The organism is Apilactobacillus quenuiae (assembly GCF_002994005.1).
Lineage (GTDB): Bacteria > Bacillota > Bacilli > Lactobacillales > Lactobacillaceae > Apilactobacillus > Apilactobacillus quenuiae.
This window is the reverse complement of the sequence record NZ_POSN01000002.1, coordinates 118,098-135,741: the sequence shown is the minus strand read 5'-3', so window position 1 is coordinate 135,741 and position 17,644 is coordinate 118,098. Positions and strand designations below refer to the sequence as shown.

Below are 17,644 nucleotides of genomic sequence, written 5' to 3'. Positions count from 1 at the left end.
TTAACTAGCCGTTTTTTATTTAATTTTTAACTGGAAGATTTAAAATTTCTTTTTCAATAATATGACCATCCATCTTATGGATCATTTCGTTATACCAAAAGCCATCTGTTAACTCCAATTTTTTATCTAACGCATATACGGTAAAAGTATAATTATGTTTTTTATTAGGAGGAGTGGGACCAACATATCCTAAACTCATTGCATCACTCTTCATATCTATTAAACTACCAGCCAAACTATTATACCCATGATTAAACTCAACTGAATTTTCTTTGGCAGCATTTTCTGGAATTTGCTTTATTCTAGGGTCAATATTAGCACCTATCCAGTGAATCCATTCAAATCCACATACTGGGATTGAATCTAAATCGGTTAATGCAAAAGCTAAAGATTTCGTGTCAGCTGGAATATTATTAATATTGATTGGAAATGAGATAAAGGGTCTACCGTTTTCTTTATACTTATTATCTGTATGTTTTGTGTATTTATCTAATAAATTACCATTTTTTGTTGGAACTGTAATATCCATAAATAAAAACCTCCATTTAACTTAATCTTAACTAATTTATCTTGAAAATAAAAACAAATCGTTTATAATAGTTAGTTAGCTAACGAAATTGAGGTGAAATATATTTGAAAGAAAACATAGGTCGTTTAGTAAAAATAGCATCTATTCAATTTGTCAAACATTTTGATAATATAGCAAGTAAATATGGATTAACTAGTACTCAAATGTCGATTATTGATTTTCTTAGAATTAATAAAGAAAAAGAAATATTTCAAAAAGATATTGAAGAAGAGTTTTATATTCAACGTTCTACTGCTTCAGTGCTATTAAAAAGGATGGAAGATAAGCAATTGATTAAAAGAATTTCTTCGTTATCAGACGCAAGAAAAAAGCAAGTTATACTTACTGATAAGTCAGTAAAACTACAATCAAAGATAATTGAATTTATGAACGAAAATCAAAGTTTAATAAATGATAATTTTTCTGATAAAGATTTGAATGAATTAACTAAAGGACTAAAAAAATTAATTTCTATTTTGGGGGATAAAAAATATGAATGACAAAATTTCTTTAAAAGTACTAATGTCAGTCATTGCAGCTGGTATTATGTCTTTTAGTGGAGTTATTATTGAAACTTCTATGAATATAACATTTCCAACTTTAATGAAAGACTTTGATATTAATACAAGTACTGTGCAATGGATGACTACCATTTATTTACTAGTTGTTTCTGTAGTAGTACCATTATCTGCAATTTTAAAACGAAATTTTAAAACTAAGCCATTATTTATTACTGCTAATCTATTATTTATTTTAGGTGTATTAATTGATTTAATTGCACCCAGTTTTTCTTTATTAATTATTGGACGATTAGTTCAAGGATTAGGTACAGGAATTGCTTTACCACTAATGTTTAACATTATATTGGAACAAGTTCCTAACAAGAAAATTGGTCTTATGATGGGGGTAGGTAATTTAATAACAGCCATTGCACCAGCAGTGGGGCCTACTTTTGGTGGAATTGTTGTTTCTTCAATTGGTTGGAGATATATTTTTCTAATTTTATTACCTATTTTAGTTATTTCTTTGATAATAGGAATTTTTGCTATTGAACAAAAAAGTGTTGTTGAACGTACAAAATTAGATTTTCTTAGTTTAATCTTGATTGTTATTACTTTTGCTGGATTAGTTTATGGATTTAGTAGTATGGGCAGTGGTAGCATTCTTAGTATTAAAGTTTTATTTCCAATCATTATTGGTCTAATTGCCTTATTTGCTTTATATAGACGATCAGTTAGGATTGATAATCCAATTGTTAAACTATCAATATTAAGAAATTCAAAATTTTCTGGTCATGTTTTAGCATTCTTTATTCTACAATTTATTACATTAGGAATGTCATTCATCCTTCCTAATTATGTTCAGATAGTGAATAAACAATCTGCATTTATTGCTGGATTAGTTGTTTTACCTGGAGCTGCATTGGGAGCTGTTTTTGCACCATTAGCTGGTAAAATCATGGATAAAGTTGGTGCCTATAAACCTATCTTATTTGGAATGCTTGCAGGTTTAATTGGGCTAATGTTGTTTGCTATTTTTGGTACTCATTTATCAGATGCTATGATTCTAATATTCTATCTTATTTACATGTTCTGTTTAGGACTTTCATTTGGAAATATTATGACTAGTGGATTAAGTACATTAAGTGCAAATGATGCTTCTCATGGAAATGCGATATTTAACACGATTCAACAAATTTCTGGTGCAATTAGTACTTCAATTATTTCTGCAATTGTTGCTATCAGTCAAATGAATCCTAGTTACAGTAAGGAATTAGGAACTGCAGTTGGATCTGAACATGGATTTATTTTATTGATTATTCTGCTGTTATTAGCAGCATTTATTTTAAACAAAGTCGTTAAAAAAGAAAAATAATAAATAAAAGAACCATAACTACTAAATTTAGTAGTTATGGTTCTTTTTAATAAATTATTTAACAAACTTTAAAGTATAATAACCTTGGCTATCAGAACTAACAGTGTAAGTGTTATATCCGTCATTTAACCACTTACTTTGAGTAGCTTTAGCATAATTTTGTGCATCTGCTACTGAACTAAAAGTATGCGGTTGTGAAAATATATCATTTTCATTATTAGTATTTTGATTATTTTTACTATTAGTATTATTTTCATTACTGTCATTAGAGTTATTAATTTTTGGTTCAGAACTGTTTTTACTATTGTATTCTTTATAATAATTCTTAGTATTATTTTCTTGAGTTGTACTATTTTGATTATTTTCTTTATTAGATGTTAGTTCTGTTTTCGGACTATTATTGTTAGAAGTAAAATGGGTTACTGCTTTTACTCCACCAATAATTAAGGCAGCGATTACAACGATAAAAATAATAATTGGCCAAATACTGACATTTGAAGAAGGTGACTTTTTATTCCCATATTCTTCTTCGTTAAAGTCATATTTCTTAATGCGATTATTTTCGTCATTATTCATATATGAATATTCCACTCCATTTCAAGTAAAATAGATTACAACAATCTATATTATAACAAAGTTTCTATATTTTCGTATAATTATTGGAACTTAAACATCTTATATGAGATATCTTTAAAACTAAAAAATAGCTAAATTGACTAATAAGTCAGTATAGCTATTTCTTATTGAATGTCATTAAAGAAAGTTAGTAGTTTTTCTTTGGTTAAATGTTTTTTTTCTTCTCCTGAAATATCATATGAGATTTTACCTTGATGAAGGACTATTAATCGGTTCCCATATTTAATAGCATCATCTAAGTGATGAGTAATCATTAAGCAAGTTAATTTTTCTTTATTAATAGTATTTTCAGTAATGTTCATTAATTGCTCTGAAGTTTTAGGATCCAATGCAGCAGTGTGCTCATCTAATAATAATATACCAGGTCTATTAATAGTGGCCATTAAGAAGCTTAAAGTTTGTCTTTGACCACCGGATAAGTTACCAGTAGCAGTTTCCAATCTTTCATCTAAATTATTATTCATTTTAGCGGTTATTTTTTTGAATTTATTCATTTGACTTTTAAGATTGCGAGGAATTAATGAATGCTTTTTACCACGTTTTTCAGCTAATAATAAATTTTCAGCGACGGTCATTCGAGGAGCAGTACCTAATTTAGGATCTTGAAAAACTCGACTTAAGAATTCGGTTCTTCTTACCACTGACATTCTGGTGATATCCTTACCATTATAAATGACTTGACCAGAGTTAGGTTTTAAATTACCACCAATGGTATTAAAAAGCGTAGATTTACCGGCTCCATTTGATCCTAGAATGGTAATAAAATCTCCTGAATAAATGTCTAAATTGATATTATCTAATATGTTTAATTGTTCAGGAGTGCCTTCATTTACTGTTTTCACGATGTTTTTTAATTGAAAGATTGGTTTAGTCATTTTTTAACCCCCGTTTCAAGACATGTTTTAAATGAAATTTACTTTCTAATGCTGGTAATCCCATGAAAATTGCTAATAGTATGGATGAAATTAAGTTTAAATCAGTAGCATTGAAACCTAATTGTAGAACCAGTAATAAGACTAAACGATAGATAATACTACCAATAGTGACAGCAATTAATCTTTGAACCATGGTTAACTCACCAAAAATAACTTCACCAATGATAATTGAGGCAAGGGCAACCACAATAATCCCAATTCCCATGTTCACATCTGAATATCCATTATTTTGAGCTACTAAAGCACCACCTAGTGCAATTAAGCCATTTGAAACACTTACCCCCATTATTTTCATGTTATCAGTGTTGATACCTAATGATTCAGCCATATTTTCATTATCACCAGTAGCAATAAAAGCTTGACCCAAATCTGTTTGCAAGAAGTAAACTAAAATAGTTGTGACAATTACAATTACAATAAATCCTAAAGCAACACTATCAAAGTAGGGTGGCAATGATTGGAAAAACTTACTACTTAATAGGGTAGGCATACCAAGTAATGATTGATTGGGTTTACCCATGATTCTTAAATCAATCGAATAAGAAGCAGTCATTACCAAAATTCCAGCTAATAATACTGGAATTTTAGCCTTTGTATATAGGAGTCCAGTTACTAATCCAGCAACACAACCAACTAAGAAAGCCAGAATAGTTGCAATAATAGGTGAAATGCCATGTGCGATAGCAGTGACAGCAGTAGCTGCCCCCATTGGAAAAGTCCCTTCAACGGTCATATCAGGAAAATCTAAGATTCTAAAGGTTAGGTAAAGGCCAACTCCAATAACTGCCCATAATAACCCTTGTCCGATTGCAGAAATTATTAAACTCATTTGTAGATCACTCCTTGTTTTTCAGCTTTTTGAATTAATGATTTTGGAATGTGAATACCTAATTTTTTAGCTTGATTTAAATTAATAGCTAAATCACCATGATTTAAAGTTTTAATTGGCATATCAGAGGCATTTTTTCCTTTTAAAATTTGTGCTGTTACTTTTCCAGTTTCAACACCTAGTTTAAATTGATTTAATCCATATGTTGCTAAACCACCGTTTTTTACAACATTGGATGCAGTAGGGAAGATTGGAACATTACGTTTATTTGCTACTGCGACTAAAGTTTGAATGGCTGAAGCGACAGTATTATCGTTTGGAACATATACAGCATCAACGTTTTGAACCATTTGTGTAGCTACCTGATTTAAATCATTAGTGTTTGCAATAGAATATCCCTTAACTTTAATACCTGCTTGTTTACACATTTGGGTAAATCTTTGATACTGACTAGTTGCTGAATCATCACTAGAAGTATAAATAACCCCAAGAGTTTTCATATGAGGCATGATTTGCTTGATTAAATCTAGTTGCTGCTTCATAGGAGGTAAATCAGAAACCCCAGTAGTGTTTCTATCAGGTTTTTGATTAGAATCAACTAGTCCAGCAGATTTAGGATCAGTGATAGCACCTAAAACTAGGGGGCTATTTTTAACAGTGTTTGCTAATACTTGTGCTGAAGGAGTAGCAATTCCAATTGATAAATCTACATTTTCATTGGCAAATTTAGTACTCATAGTTTTTAGATTACTTTGATCATTTTCAGCATTTTGAAAATCAATTTTGATATTTTTCCCAGGCTGAAAGCCAGATTCTTTTAATCCTTGAATAATTCCGTGATGAATTGCATCTAATGCAGGGTGTTCAGTCAATTGTAAAATTCCAACTTCTGGAGTATGATCACGACTGATTTTAGCTGGTTGTTGTTCTTTGTAGTAACCAAATGCCAATATTAGACATAATAATATAATTACTGAATATAAGCGTTTCATTTGTTCTAACTCCTTTTTCGATGTTATTAATAAATTATTCCAATAAAAAAGCGGATAACCCAAACATTACAGGTTATCCGCTTAATTAAAAGTTATATCAATACCTGTGGTGTTTTGAATTTATTCCGCACAGGCTTTTATTATTCGCGAGAAAGAAGCCGGTACAGATGCGCTTAATTATATAGACATCTAATTAAATCGCATCTGTATATATTAATGCGATTTAATAACACCAGCTTTGCCAAGTAGAAACTAATAATAAATGTTTTAAAATATTTCTCATGGACTCTTTCTCCTTTCATTTATTAATATTAATTTTAAAATTACATCTTATAAAAGTCAAGCATAATAAAAAAGAGTAAACATTATAGCTTACTCTTATGCAGATTCATTTTATTTGTCTTATTTATCTTTGTTGTCTTCATCTTCGAAATCTTCTAAGTTGATTTCATCATTTACTTCTTTAGCATTGTGAAGATCTTTAGTTACCATAGCACTTGAAATTCCCCATTTGTAGAATACAAGTGATGAAATAATGATAACAACAAAGTCTAATGGATATGGAATCCAGTTTTGACCACCAAATGGTGTTGATCCCATGTAAGAAATGATTGAAATAAAGATTAAATAACCAATCATCCAGAAACTTCCAGTAAATTGGTTTCTAGTTTTCTTCCAACCAGTCTTCCATTCAAAGTAGAAGTAGAATGGTAAACCTAGCAAGATAACAAGAATTACTTTAACAGTTGTTGGCCACATTGCCCAGTAAGTTGCTAAACTAGCAAGGACGAAGGCTAATGGAGCCATAACTTTTAGTAACTTCAAACGAATAGGACGCTTGAAGTTTGGTGCCATTTGTCTTAGTGCAGTAACCGTGACTGGACCAGTTAAGTAAGCGATTAAAGTAGAAGTAGAAATAACACTAGCAAGTGTACCCCAACTTCTGAATATTGCTACTAATAATACACTAATTACAAGATTAACTACCATAGCCATTCTTGGTACACCCCAACGTTTATTAATTTTACCAATAAACTTAGGCATGTGTTCATTTTGAACCATAGCTGCTAATGTACGACCAGTTTGAGCAACGAATGAAACTCCGGTACCAAATGGTGATATAAAAGCATCAAAATACAATAATACGGCTAACCAATGAATACCTAGCAAGATAGCTAAATCAGCAAATGGTGATTGGAAATCAACTCCATGCCAACCGTTTGCTAAATCTTGAGGTACAATTGTACCAATAAATGTAAATTGTAATAGAACATAAATTACAATACTAATTGCAAGTGAAATTGTAATTCCTAATGCAATATTTCTCTTAGGATTTTTAATTTCTTTCCCCATGTTGATAACAACTTGGAATGCATTATAAGAGAAAATAATACCAGAAGCAGTTGTAGCTGAGAAAATAGCAGCACTACCATAAGGCATAAATCCTTGAGAATTAAAGTTTCCTGAGTGGAAACCAGACATTAATAACATGATTATTGTTAATAATGGAATTCCTAGTTTAAAAATTGAAATAAAACTAGTGAATCTAGCTAATAAATTAACAGACCAATAGTTTAATAATGTAAAGACTAATATGAAAAGAAAAACGACAAATAAACCGGTATTGGATATTTCACCATTTACCAAGAATCCATGTGTCCAGTGTGCCCATTTCCAAGGCCAAGAACCCATGTATTGTACCGCTGCAACTGCTTCGATTGGAATCAAAGTAACCAATGATACCCAGTTAGCCCAAGCAGCTATAAATCCTAGTAAAGAACCGTGGGTGTATTGAGCATATTTACTCATTCCACCACTTTCTGGGAACATAGAACCAAGTTCAATATAGTTGAATGCAATAGCACCAATAACAATAGCACCAATGATCCAAGATAGAATAGCAGCTGGTCCTGCAACCTTGGAAGCCTCCCAAGATCCAAATAACCAACCTGAACCAATAATGGAACTAAGTCCCAACATTACAATCTGAAATAAACCTATCTTTCCTGAATTATTATTTTTTTTCATAATACTCCTTTCATGGTCTCTAAGTATATTATCAAAAATAATTATCAGTGTAAACTAATAAAAGACCAGCATGATAAGCTTTTAAGCTCCCATTTACTATAATAATAGCATTTACAAGCATTTACAAATAATTAAATTAATAATAAATACCATTAAAAAAATGTAATATTATTAATCTTTATATTCACAAATTTCGATTACATTATTTTCAGGATCATTGACATAAATAGAATTCATTTCGCCATTAGCACCACGTACTTTTTTAGGGCCATCGATAATATCTATACCATAATTTGCTAAGTGAGATGTGATATCTGATAGTGAATCTTTCGCAATTATGCAAAATTTGCCTGAACCAGCAGTTGGATTTTTAGGATTATTTTTTGTACCTGAAATAATAGGTAGAAAAATTAATTTTTGTTTACCTAATTGAAATTCTAATTGTTGATCATCAAATTTTAGAATAGGTAGATCGAACACTTCATGATAAAAACGCATGCATTTTTCTAAATCATTTACAAAAATAGTAATATGATCAATATCTTTTACTTTCATTAAAAAAATCCTCTCTAATATTAAGTCTAACTATAATATTATAAACAAATTCGACTTAAATTGAAATTGACTAAACGTTTTTTAGTGTGGTACTTTTAAGAGTATGTATAATTACGATTATAAAAATGATAAGGAGTGAAAATAGTGGCTTTACTTGATGTTAAAGATATAAGTATGGGCTTTGCTGATAAAAAACTATATGATGAAGCAAGTTTCACCTTAAACAAGGGCGAGCATATGGGAATCGTCGGGCAAAATGGAGTTGGTAAAAGTACACTTATCAAAATTATTACTGGAGTAGAATTACCAATTTCTGGATCAATTAAGTGGCAGAATAATGTTAGTGTAGGGTATTTAGACCAATATGCTGATATTGAAGATGGCATGACATTAATTGATTTCTTACACACTGCCTATAAAGATTTATATGATCAATCAAATCATATGCAAACATTATATGAAAAGTATGCTGAAAATTTTGATGATAAATTATTAGAACAAGCAGGTCGAATTCAAGAAAATCTAGAAGCTAATAACTTTTATGATATTGAAACTGAAATTGAACAAGTAATCACTGGTTTAGGTTTAGATGATGTTAAACGTGATCAACAGATCGCTCATATGTCAGGGGGACAACGTTCAAAGATTATCTTAGCTAAATTAATCTTAGAAGATCCTGATGTTATCTTACTTGATGAACCAACCAATTATTTGGATACTGCTCACATTTCATGGTTGGAAGATTATCTAAATAATTTTGATGGTGCAGTTATGGTAATTTCTCATGATTATGAATTCTTGGAAAAAGTTACTAACTGTATCGTAAATATTGCTTTTGGTAAAATTACTAAGTATCGTGGTGATTTTAAATCTGCAATGCGTCAACGTGATGAACGTGAAAAAGTTCAACAAAGAGAATATGATAAACAACAAGTTGAAATTGAAAAAGCTAAAGCTTTTATTCGTAAAAATAAAGCTGGTTCTAGATCAACAATGGCTAAATCACGTGAAAAGATGCTATCACATATGGAGGTTGTTGATCCACCATCAACTAATATTCATGCTTCGTTTAACTTTCCATATGAAGATACTGGGTCTCAAAATGCTTTAGTTGTTGATGAATTATCAGTCGGATATGATAAGCCATTATTAAAACCCGTTAGTTTCTCAGTGAATACTGATGAAAAAGTTGGTTTTGAAGGTTTTAATGGAGTTGGTAAATCAACGTTAATTAAATCAATTTTAGGATTATTAAAACCGATGGGTGGTAAAGCAGACTTTTCACCGTCTGCTAAAGTCAGTTACTTTAGTCAAGATTTGATTTGGTCTAATGATAAAGAAACACCATTACAAATTATCCAAAACAAATTTCCTAAATTAGAACAAAAACCAATTCGGACTAAATTAGCTAAATGTGGTTTAGACGCTGCCAATGCAATGAAACCAATTGGTGAATTATCTGGTGGAGAACAGACTAAGGTTAAATTAGCAATGCTAGAATTTACACCAAGTAATTTCTTAATCATGGATGAACCTACTAATCATTTAGACGATGAAACTAAGGAATCATTAAAACAAGCAATTAATAATTTCCCTGGGAATGCAATTATCGTATCTCATGAAACTAGTTTTTATAATGGCTTAGTTGATAAGGTATTAGATGTTGAAAAGCTTAGTTTACGTGATAAAGATGAAATTGAAAAAGCAAATGGTCAAAGCAATTAAATTACAAAAATGCACTTCATTTGAAGTGCATTTTTTATTTGAAATTATTAGGTTCATCCGCATAATCATTCATAAAGTTTTTAGCATCACTGTAGGAAGGAAACTGACTAATAATTGTAATCTTAGAATGATGCCTTTTTAACTTTAAATTGGTTACTTTTTTAATTAGAAAGTACTCTTTAATATCATCTAGTGGTTTTAACTCATTGTTTTTAACGAATATTTGTAAAAATATTTGTTTATCATTAACTGTAAATTTACGTTTTGCTAAATTAATGTATTCTTTTGAATTTAAATGACTTTCGCGGGGATGCTTTTCTGAAATGATATTATCAGTTTTACAGAAGTACATTATGCACCAATATATATTTGCAATTAATAAAAATAAAGAAAATAAATTTCGAAATAATATTGGGAAAAATTGGGTTATAAGATTAGTGTTCTTAGTTAGTGTTAATAAAAATCTGAAATCAATCATACTTTGTAAATTAGTAGCTAACAAACAAATAATAAAAATAATAATCCAATAGAATTTATAAACTTTAGTAACTTGATGCAAAAAGTTATAGTGTAGATTTTCAAAGTAATGATTTTTAGTGGCAATTTTTGAAATAACAATTGAAAAAAGCCAAACAATAACTAAAAGAAAAGGGACCTTATAGTCAGTTAATAAATAGAAAATGTTTAGCAAAAAAGTATTCATAGATGCGGATAAAAATGTTGGAATTCGATATCCTAATACTTCTAATGCAACTAATAAAATAGCACCTTCACGAATCAAATTGATAAACTTTTCTGAACTATTACTATTAGTGCGATTAATAACTAAATTATAAAGATTATTCATATGCATAAACTCCTTAAATATCTAGATTTAGTTATACCACTAAATGATTAAAATAAACATAAAATAATTAAAAAGCATAACCACAATTAGTAGTTATGCTTTAATTTTTTATTTATTAAAAGTATTATTTTCAATTTCACGGATAAAAGTTGCTAAATGATCATAATAAACAGATGCATTATCAATCATATGATGATGTCCAGCGTTTGGAGTAGAAACAAATTTAGCGTTTGGAATCATCTTAGCCATTCGTTTACCAGTATCAACTGGCATCGACTCATGTTCACCAAAAGTAACTAGGGTAGGAACATGATTATCTTTCAAGTTTTTAGTATTGTGCCATTCACCTAATTTACCAGTGATAACAAATTCATTATCACCTTGGAATGCATTGTAAATGTCAGTGTTTGAAAGACTAATAAGATGATCCAATTTAGAAGGTTGTTTACGATCAATATAATCTTTATTTAATTTATCGACATCTTTTTGGTAACGAGCATTATCGTAATCGTTATTAGCTTCACAATTTTTCATGAATGCTAATTCATCAGGTGCAAATTCTTTTTCACGAATTTCATCTAAATGATCTGTGTAATCGTCAATTTCATCAACCATGGATGAAATAATTGCACCTTTTAGATGTTTGCCATATTTTTGTGCATATAGTTGAACTAATAGTCCACCCCAAGATTGACCAATTAAATAGAAATTGTCTAAACCAAGTTTTTGTCTAACTTCTTCAATTTCGTCTAAAAAGTAATCATAAGTTAAAACTTTTTTGGCTACTTCAGGATTGGAAAAGTCAGGAGTATCGGAATACCATGATCCTAATTGATCATAATAAGTTACTGAAACATCTAATCCTTGTTTCTTTAGTTCGTCAGCAGTATTTTCCCAATATTCATGAGTTCCTCCAGGGCCACCATGGAGAGCAAGTAAATTAATTTTACCTTCACCTGAGGTATGGGTCCATAAATGATATCCACTATCTAAAGTAATGATTTTTGTCTTTTGTTTCATGATAATCCCTCATTTCTTTTAATTATTATCCTAACACTATTGTTTACGAATAGGCAATTTAATGTCACTTTCAGCTAAACTGATTCTATATTTAATATTTTGATTGCCACGAATGGTGTTTTCAAAGTCAGTTGCAAAAATAACTAATCCTAATTGATGACCAGCAGGTACATGATAGAAGGTTGGTTGCAATTCTAATTCCATATCATAAAATTCATTGGCTTCCATATCATCTACACGATAGCTATTTTTACGATTTTGCATATTAATGTGACCTTCTGCAATTTCTTTATAAGGTGTTTTCCTATTTTGCATTTTAAATTCACGTAATGAATCTTCACGCCATAGAAAGCCTTCATTAATACGATGACCTAGGCTCTTTGGTGATTCAGTTAATCGATATGCTTCACCATAGTCAACCAGCATACAACTTAACATTCCATAATTTTGTGTTGATGATGCATTTAAGGAAACTTTTACTTTACCATCAATTGTGAATTCTTCCTTTGCAGGAATAGTTTTAAATATAACACGATTGTTTTCTAAGGGATTATTTTCATAGTCTAATACTAAATCATTACGCCATTGCTTGTAATCAAGACAATATTTTTCAAAATTATTAATTGATAATTGATCGTGAAATTCTTTGCGTCCATGATCGAAATCTTCGGTTAATTCATTATTATTTGAAGGGTGGAGCGTTTTGACATCATCAGGATTCTCCCATTCATCAAATGAATTCCAAGTTTCCGCTTTAACATTATCTTGGATCAGCACGTTTGGAATAAGTTCATCAGCATTATTATCAACATCTAGTAATTTATAAGTTAACCATAAATTAATCATATCGGTGAAATCAATTGATTGAAATGCATTGATATAAATGTGTTTTCCTTGATGCAAAATTAATTTTTTATTAATATTCAAAGGCTTAATGGCATTCCAAATTTGCTCCACATTTTTAGGTTTAACGTTATCATCATTTAAACCATGGATTAAGAACATATCGGATTTAATGTTTTTGGCGTCTTTTAAGTAATTACGAGCGTCCCAAAATTCATTATAATTACCAGTATCACGTTCTTGACCATCTGTAATGGAGGTTAATTGTTTTTCCCAAGCATCTTTATTTTTGTAAAATTCGGTAGCTTGCTGTTTACGACTGTAAGTTTCAGCAGCTAAGACATCAGCATCTTCACCTTGAAAACCGCCAGGAGCTAATACTAATCCATTTTCACGGTAGTAGTCATACCAATTGGAAATAGCAGCTTCAGCAATACAAGTTTTTAATCCATCAACTCCAGTAGTAGCAGCAGCAATTTGAAGTGTACCTAAATAAGAGCGACCAGACATAGCAATATTGCCATTTGACCAATAAGCTTCAATTTGATTATTATCAGTCTTATTAGTGAAGGCAGTACGTTTACCATTTAGCCACTCAATCACAGCAGTGGCTGATAAGGTTTCATCATAATCACCAGTGGTTCTAAATCCATCTGATTCATAAGTCCCAATTCCAGCAGAATAAACTACTGCAAATCCACGTGCTAAAAAGTAATCGTTTAAAGTATAAGATTGTTCGCGATCCAGCGTTTGTTCTGCTTTTCTAGTTTTGCCTTCAATTGGACGCGGTTCTGGTAATTTAGCTTTTTTAGAACGATGTTCCACATCAGAATATGAAAAGTTATTAGGTTCCTTATGTTTTAAACTTAAATTAACATTATGAGTTAATTTGTTGCCATCTTTATCATTAGTTCCTTGATTATAAGGACTAGCAGTAAAGATAACTGGAACCTTATTTTTATTACTTTCCTTAGGTCTGATAATCTCTGTTTTTAATAGGTCTAACTTACCATCATGATCAGTATCTTGTGATGCTTCTACATATACTACTTCACGAATTAAATTATTAGTATCGTAGACAGGCATAGTTTTACCATTAAAAATTAATGGCCTTTTAAAGCTATTTAAGTTTTGTGCAAAATAGCCTTTAGATGCCAAATCATCAATGAAAGTAGTTCCATACTTATTGTGTGTATTTAATAATAAATACCATGCAGTCATTGTGTCATATAAATTCATATTTTCATGAACATTAGCTACCGGTAAATTAAGTGTCTTCATTTTAGTGATTGGATTATCAATTAAAAAATCTTCGCCAACTTCAAAATGTAATAGTTGTAGCGCGATATTGTAAAAACCAATTTTTGAAATAGGGGCATTCTTATCTAGAAATGTTAATGCATTTTCTTCAAAACTGGCCATCATTCCTGCAATCTTTTGTCCTCTAATCGCCAAACTTTGTTGATCTAAAAATGATTTTAATAAGAAAGTTTTTAATAATTCAGCTGGATTATCTATTTTATCAGTTGAATCATCTAAAAAATTAACATCTCTTAGTTCTTTCTTTACAATTTTCAAATTGTAGTCGGCAATTGCATATTGATGATTTTTCATGAAAGTCCTCCTAAAATTGTATATATTTCACATTATATCGTAAATTATAGGGAAATGATGATAAAATTGATAGTTAATTATTTAGGACTTAATTTCTAAAATGATATAATGACAATAATTTATAAATTCTGATGGAGGAATAAATATGATTACTGAAGTTGATGGAGGGGCCATTGTTTATAAAATGGTAAATAATAAGCCACAATACTTATTAGAAAAAAGTGCAACTAGTGACTTTTGGGGATTCCCTAAAGGCCATGTTGAAGGTAAAGAAACATTAGAACAAGCCGCAATTAGAGAAATTAAAGAGGAAACTAATATCGATGCGAAAATTGATACTAATTTTAGTGTTGATGCTGAATATGATATGAAGAACGGACATCATAAGGTGGTTACTTTTTATACATCTAATGTAGATGCACCTAAAGTTACTTTACAAAAAGAAGAAATTAGTGATTATGTTTGGCAAAACTATGCAGATGCTCGTAAAACACTTACTTATGATAATTTGAAAAACATTTTAGATAAAGCAAATGATTATGTAGTAAATAAGTGGTCCTAATTATGGAAGAAAAAGAAAAATTAATCGTAATTACCGGTGCAACTGGTAGCGGTAAAACGACAATCCGCAACTACTTAGTTAATCAATATCATATTGCTAAGGTGATCACTCATACTACTAGATATCCACGTAGAAATGAAAAAAACGACATTGACTATTATTTTGAAGATGATGCCAGCTTTGCTAAAAAACACTTTTTAGAACAAGTTGAATATTCTAATGCGAAATATGGTTCTTCATATGAAGGCTTAAAAAAAGCTTGGCATAATAATCCAGTTGCTGCAATTGTTTTGGATACTCAAGGAGCGATTACTTATCTAAATAAGTTAGGGGATCAAGCAATTATTTTCTTTATTCAGGTTAATGATCATAACAGCTTAAAAAAACGTATGATTGAACGTGGCGATAGTAAAGAAAAGATTAAACAAAGGTTATGTAGTGCTGAATATGAACGTGACTTAAACATTCCAATTGAGTTACGATCAGCAGCCCATATTATCGATAACAGTAACTGGCAAACTGCTCAAATTACTATTGATAAATTAATGCATCAGCTATTTTAAAAAGAGTTATGTTTAAAACATAACTCTTTTTATTTTAATGAATTAATTATTTCATTAAAGTAGTTACTTTTGAGTGCTACTAAATTAATAGGCCTAACAATATCTAACCCTTTAATTTTTATTTCTTTTAAATGCTCAGCTTTGATTTCTTTTTCAGCTAATGATTTATACATAAATGAAATGCCTAAACCATTTTGCAGTAAGTAATTAATGACAGTAGGTTCATTTACATTAATTACTTTATTAAAATCATTTTCAGTAATATTTAAAGATTCTAACCAGTTCGCAAAAATGAAACGGGTCCCAGAACCGACTTCTCTTAATAATAAATTTTGATTTAATATTTCTTGAATGGCAAATTGTTTATGGCCAGACAATGGATTATCTTTTCCAGCAACACAAATGAATTGCTCATTTTTAATAATATGGTAACTATATTTTTGTTTATCAAAATTTCCCTCTAAAATAGCAAAGTCAATTTTACCATTATCAATCATTTTAAGTATTTCATCAGTATTAGTAACGATACATTCAACGTTATGAAATTGGGGTTCTAGTTTTTTAATGATATTTGGAGTCATAAAAATTGCAACTGATCTCGTAGAACCAAAAACTAGTTTGCGCTTTTTAGGTGTTTCTTTTAATTTATGGATGAATTTATTGCTCTGTACATCAATATTACTAATAAATTCAGCTAATTTTTGACCATCTTCAGTAATTTCTAATTTTGGTTGTTTGTATTTGACTAGTTTTAATTTTAATTCATTTTCTAAACTCTTAATTTGTTGAGTAACGGCTGGTTGTGTAACAAACAATTTTTTAGCAGTTTTGGTATATGATTTAGTTTTGGATAAAATTTGAAAAGTGATATATCTTTGATCTAACATAATACTTCCTTATAAGTTTTATTAATACCATAATTAAAAATGATAATTTTATTTTATATTAACATACAGATATACTGAAGGCATAAATTAATAGGGGGAAATCAGATTGAAAATTATATTTACACCTAAATTTTGGCTAACGATTGTTGTTACCTTTGTTTGTACAATGATTGGTACATATTTAGCAGGAATGCCATATTTAAATATTATTGGTTCATTAGTTTTAGCACTTATTTTTGGAATGTTATTGCAAGTTCAACCTAAAATAACTAATGGATTAAAGTCTGAAGCGGGATTTATTTCTAATAAATTTTTGCGTTTAGGAATTATTCTATTAGGATTTAAGTTAAATCTTAATACCTTAATGTCTTCAGGAATTAAAACCATTTTACTGGCTATTTTAGTAGTTTTAGGAACAATTACAGGAACTTATTTACTTAACCGTAAACTAGGGGTTAATAAGGAATTATCAATTCTAACTGCTAGTGGAACTGGTATTTGTGGTGCGGCAGCTGTAATGGGGATTTCACCACAGATTAAAGTTAGTTCAGATAAACAAGCACAAAAAGAAGAGGACCAAGTACTGTCAGTCGCAATTGTTGCTATTATGGGAACTGTTTTTACTTTGATTGAAATTGCAATTAAGCCCTTATTACACATGGCACCTGATCAATTTGGTGTTATGGCAGGTGGTTCTTTACATGAAATTGCTCATGCAGTTGCTACTGGTAGTTCCGATGGTCCAATTGCGTTAAATATTGCAATTATTACTAAGTTGTCTCGAGTATTGATGCTAGCTCCAGCTGCCTTAATTATTGGAATCTGGTATCAAAAGACAACTACTAATGGTGAAGTTAGTGGTAAACGTAAGCTACCAATTCCATGGTTTATGGCTGGCTTTATTTTAACTAGTGTTATTGGAACATATGCTCATTTTAGTGCTGGATTATTATCAATTTTAGTAAATGCTGCTTACATTTTCTTAGGAATGGCAATGGCAGCATTAGGGATGACTGTTAACTTCAAAGTGCTACTTAATCGCGGAATTAAGCCATTAATTGCTTCGTTTACAAGTTCCGTTATCTTATTAGTATTTGTAATTATTGTTAGTAAATTATTCTTTTAACATAGTAAACAAAAAATGTCGCTAGTTATAGCGGCATTT

17 protein-coding genes are annotated in these 17,644 nt (G+C 30.1%); 6 read left to right on the top strand and 11 right to left on the bottom strand.

Features of this window, described 5'->3' with window-relative positions:
* Nucleotides 1-19: 19 nt before the first annotated feature.
* Nucleotides 20-529 (bottom strand): YbhB/YbcL family Raf kinase inhibitor-like protein, encoded by a 510-nt coding sequence (locus C7N44_RS03105; RefSeq protein WP_105956442.1) that lies wholly within the window; start codon nt 527-529, stop codon nt 20-22.
* 104 nt (nt 530-633) lie between these two features.
* Between C7N44_RS03105 and C7N44_RS03100 the strand changes: the two genes are divergently transcribed.
* Complete coding sequence (locus C7N44_RS03100) at nt 634-1,068, top strand: MarR family winged helix-turn-helix transcriptional regulator (protein WP_105956441.1); 435 nt, start codon at nt 634-636, stop codon at nt 1,066-1,068.
* Complete coding sequence (locus C7N44_RS03095; RefSeq protein WP_105956440.1) at nt 1,061-2,443, top strand: DHA2 family efflux MFS transporter permease subunit; 1,383 nt, start codon at nt 1,061-1,063, stop codon at nt 2,441-2,443. Before C7N44_RS03100 ends, C7N44_RS03095 begins: the two co-directional genes overlap by 8 nt.
* A 54-nt stretch (nt 2,444-2,497) precedes the next feature.
* Here C7N44_RS03095 and C7N44_RS03090 read toward each other — a convergent pair whose 3' ends face one another.
* From C7N44_RS03090 to C7N44_RS03065, 6 genes are all read right to left on the bottom strand, one after another.
* A complete protein-coding gene (locus tag C7N44_RS03090; protein WP_105956439.1) occupies nt 2,498-3,019 on the bottom strand; it encodes a hypothetical protein in 522 nt (173 codons plus the stop codon).
* Nucleotides 3,020-3,183: 164 nt separating this feature from the next.
* Nucleotides 3,184-3,954: an ABC transporter ATP-binding protein gene (locus C7N44_RS03085; protein ID WP_105956438.1), complete on the bottom strand. Its 771-nt coding sequence runs from the start codon at nt 3,952-3,954 to the stop codon at nt 3,184-3,186.
* Nucleotides 3,947-4,843, bottom strand: coding sequence for an ABC transporter permease (locus C7N44_RS03080; RefSeq protein WP_105956437.1), 897 nt, complete (start codon nt 4,841-4,843; stop codon nt 3,947-3,949). Before C7N44_RS03080 ends, C7N44_RS03085 begins: the two co-directional genes overlap by 8 nt.
* Entirely contained in the window at nt 4,840-5,835 is a 996-nt protein-coding gene (gene trpX, locus C7N44_RS03075) for a tryptophan ABC transporter substrate-binding protein (protein ID WP_105956436.1), read from the bottom strand. Before trpX ends, C7N44_RS03080 begins: the two co-directional genes overlap by 4 nt.
* Before the next feature lie 402 nt (nt 5,836-6,237).
* Nucleotides 6,238-7,863: an APC family permease gene (locus C7N44_RS03070; RefSeq protein ID WP_105956435.1), complete on the bottom strand. Its 1,626-nt coding sequence runs from the start codon at nt 7,861-7,863 to the stop codon at nt 6,238-6,240.
* A 171-nt stretch (nt 7,864-8,034) separates the two neighbouring features.
* The gene (locus tag C7N44_RS03065; protein ID WP_105956434.1) at nt 8,035-8,418 is read right to left on the bottom strand and encodes a VOC family protein; all 384 of its coding nucleotides are present in this window, start codon (nt 8,416-8,418) and stop codon (nt 8,035-8,037) included.
* A gap of 174 nt (nt 8,419-8,592) precedes the next feature.
* On the opposite strand from C7N44_RS03065, the gene C7N44_RS03060 reads away from it, so the two are divergent.
* Nucleotides 8,593-10,143 carry an ABC-F family ATP-binding cassette domain-containing protein gene (locus C7N44_RS03060; protein ID WP_225362941.1) on the top strand — a complete coding sequence of 517 codons (1,551 nt, stop codon included), beginning with the start codon at nt 8,593-8,595 and terminating at the stop codon, nt 10,141-10,143.
* Between the two features lie 34 nt (nt 10,144-10,177).
* Here the strand turns inward: C7N44_RS03060 and C7N44_RS03055 are convergent, their stop codons facing one another.
* The 3 genes from C7N44_RS03055 to C7N44_RS03045 all read right to left on the bottom strand — a co-directional run bounded on the left by C7N44_RS03055 (nt 10,178) and on the right by C7N44_RS03045 (nt 14,467).
* Nucleotides 10,178-10,990 carry a hypothetical protein gene (locus C7N44_RS03055; RefSeq protein ID WP_105956432.1) on the bottom strand — a complete coding sequence of 271 codons (813 nt, stop codon included), beginning with the start codon at nt 10,988-10,990 and terminating at the stop codon, nt 10,178-10,180.
* Nucleotides 10,991-11,098: 108 nt separating this feature from the next.
* On the bottom strand, nt 11,099-12,010 hold the full coding sequence (locus tag C7N44_RS03050; protein WP_105956431.1) for a proline iminopeptidase-family hydrolase: 912 nt from the start codon (nt 12,008-12,010) through the stop codon (nt 11,099-11,101).
* A gap of 36 nt (nt 12,011-12,046) precedes the next feature.
* Entirely contained in the window at nt 12,047-14,467 is a 2,421-nt protein-coding gene (locus C7N44_RS03045; protein ID WP_105956430.1) for a Xaa-Pro dipeptidyl-peptidase, read from the bottom strand.
* Between the two features lie 145 nt (nt 14,468-14,612).
* Here C7N44_RS03045 and C7N44_RS03040 point away from each other — a divergent pair, with 145 nt between their 5' ends.
* Both C7N44_RS03040 and C7N44_RS03035 read left to right on the top strand, forming a co-directional pair.
* On the top strand, nt 14,613-15,029 hold the full coding sequence (locus C7N44_RS03040; protein ID WP_105956429.1) for a bis(5'-nucleosyl)-tetraphosphatase: 417 nt from the start codon (nt 14,613-14,615) through the stop codon (nt 15,027-15,029).
* 2 nt (nt 15,030-15,031) lie between these two features.
* Nucleotides 15,032-15,592 (top strand): nucleoside/nucleotide kinase family protein, encoded by a 561-nt coding sequence (locus tag C7N44_RS03035; RefSeq protein ID WP_105956428.1) that lies wholly within the window; start codon nt 15,032-15,034, stop codon nt 15,590-15,592.
* A gap of 29 nt (nt 15,593-15,621) precedes the next feature.
* Here C7N44_RS03035 and C7N44_RS03030 read toward each other — a convergent pair whose 3' ends face one another.
* On the bottom strand, nt 15,622-16,479 hold the full coding sequence (locus C7N44_RS03030) for a LysR family transcriptional regulator (RefSeq protein WP_105956427.1): 858 nt from the start codon (nt 16,477-16,479) through the stop codon (nt 15,622-15,624).
* Between the two features lie 106 nt (nt 16,480-16,585).
* On the opposite strand from C7N44_RS03030, the gene C7N44_RS03025 reads away from it, so the two are divergent.
* The gene (locus C7N44_RS03025) at nt 16,586-17,605 is read left to right on the top strand and encodes a YeiH family protein (RefSeq protein ID WP_404799032.1); all 1,020 of its coding nucleotides are present in this window, start codon (nt 16,586-16,588) and stop codon (nt 17,603-17,605) included.
* Nucleotides 17,606-17,644: the final 39 nt, after the last annotated feature.

Excerpts from the sequence above, each read along its gene's own strand:
- C7N44_RS03105 (WP_105956442.1), bottom strand. The coding sequence starts at position 529 with ATGGATATTACAGTTCCAACAAAAAATGGTAATTTATTAGATAAATAC.
- C7N44_RS03095 (WP_105956440.1), top strand. The coding sequence starts at position 1,061 with ATGAATGACAAAATTTCTTTAAAAGTACTAATGTCAGTCATTGCAGCT.
- C7N44_RS03090 (WP_105956439.1), bottom strand. The coding sequence starts at position 3,019 with ATGAATAATGACGAAAATAATCGCATTAAGAAATATGACTTTAACGAA.
- C7N44_RS03085 (WP_105956438.1), bottom strand. The coding sequence starts at position 3,954 with ATGACTAAACCAATCTTTCAATTAAAAAACATCGTGAAAACAGTAAAT.
- C7N44_RS03080 (WP_105956437.1), bottom strand. The coding sequence starts at position 4,843 with ATGAGTTTAATAATTTCTGCAATCGGACAAGGGTTATTATGGGCAGTT.
- trpX (WP_105956436.1), bottom strand. The coding sequence starts at position 5,835 with ATGAAACGCTTATATTCAGTAATTATATTATTATGTCTAATATTGGCA.
- C7N44_RS03070 (WP_105956435.1), bottom strand. The coding sequence starts at position 7,863 with ATGAAAAAAAATAATAATTCAGGAAAGATAGGTTTATTTCAGATTGTA.
- C7N44_RS03065 (WP_105956434.1), bottom strand. The coding sequence starts at position 8,418 with ATGAAAGTAAAAGATATTGATCATATTACTATTTTTGTAAATGATTTA.
- C7N44_RS03060 (WP_225362941.1), top strand. The coding sequence starts at position 8,593 with ATGGGCTTTGCTGATAAAAAACTATATGATGAAGCAAGTTTCACCTTA.
- C7N44_RS03055 (WP_105956432.1), bottom strand. The coding sequence starts at position 10,990 with ATGAATAATCTTTATAATTTAGTTATTAATCGCACTAATAGTAATAGT.
- C7N44_RS03050 (WP_105956431.1), bottom strand. The coding sequence starts at position 12,010 with ATGAAACAAAAGACAAAAATCATTACTTTAGATAGTGGATATCATTTA.
- C7N44_RS03045 (WP_105956430.1), bottom strand. The coding sequence starts at position 14,467 with ATGAAAAATCATCAATATGCAATTGCCGACTACAATTTGAAAATTGTA.
- C7N44_RS03040 (WP_105956429.1), top strand. The coding sequence starts at position 14,613 with ATGATTACTGAAGTTGATGGAGGGGCCATTGTTTATAAAATGGTAAAT.
- C7N44_RS03035 (WP_105956428.1), top strand. The coding sequence starts at position 15,032 with ATGGAAGAAAAAGAAAAATTAATCGTAATTACCGGTGCAACTGGTAGC.
- C7N44_RS03030 (WP_105956427.1), bottom strand. The coding sequence starts at position 16,479 with ATGTTAGATCAAAGATATATCACTTTTCAAATTTTATCCAAAACTAAA.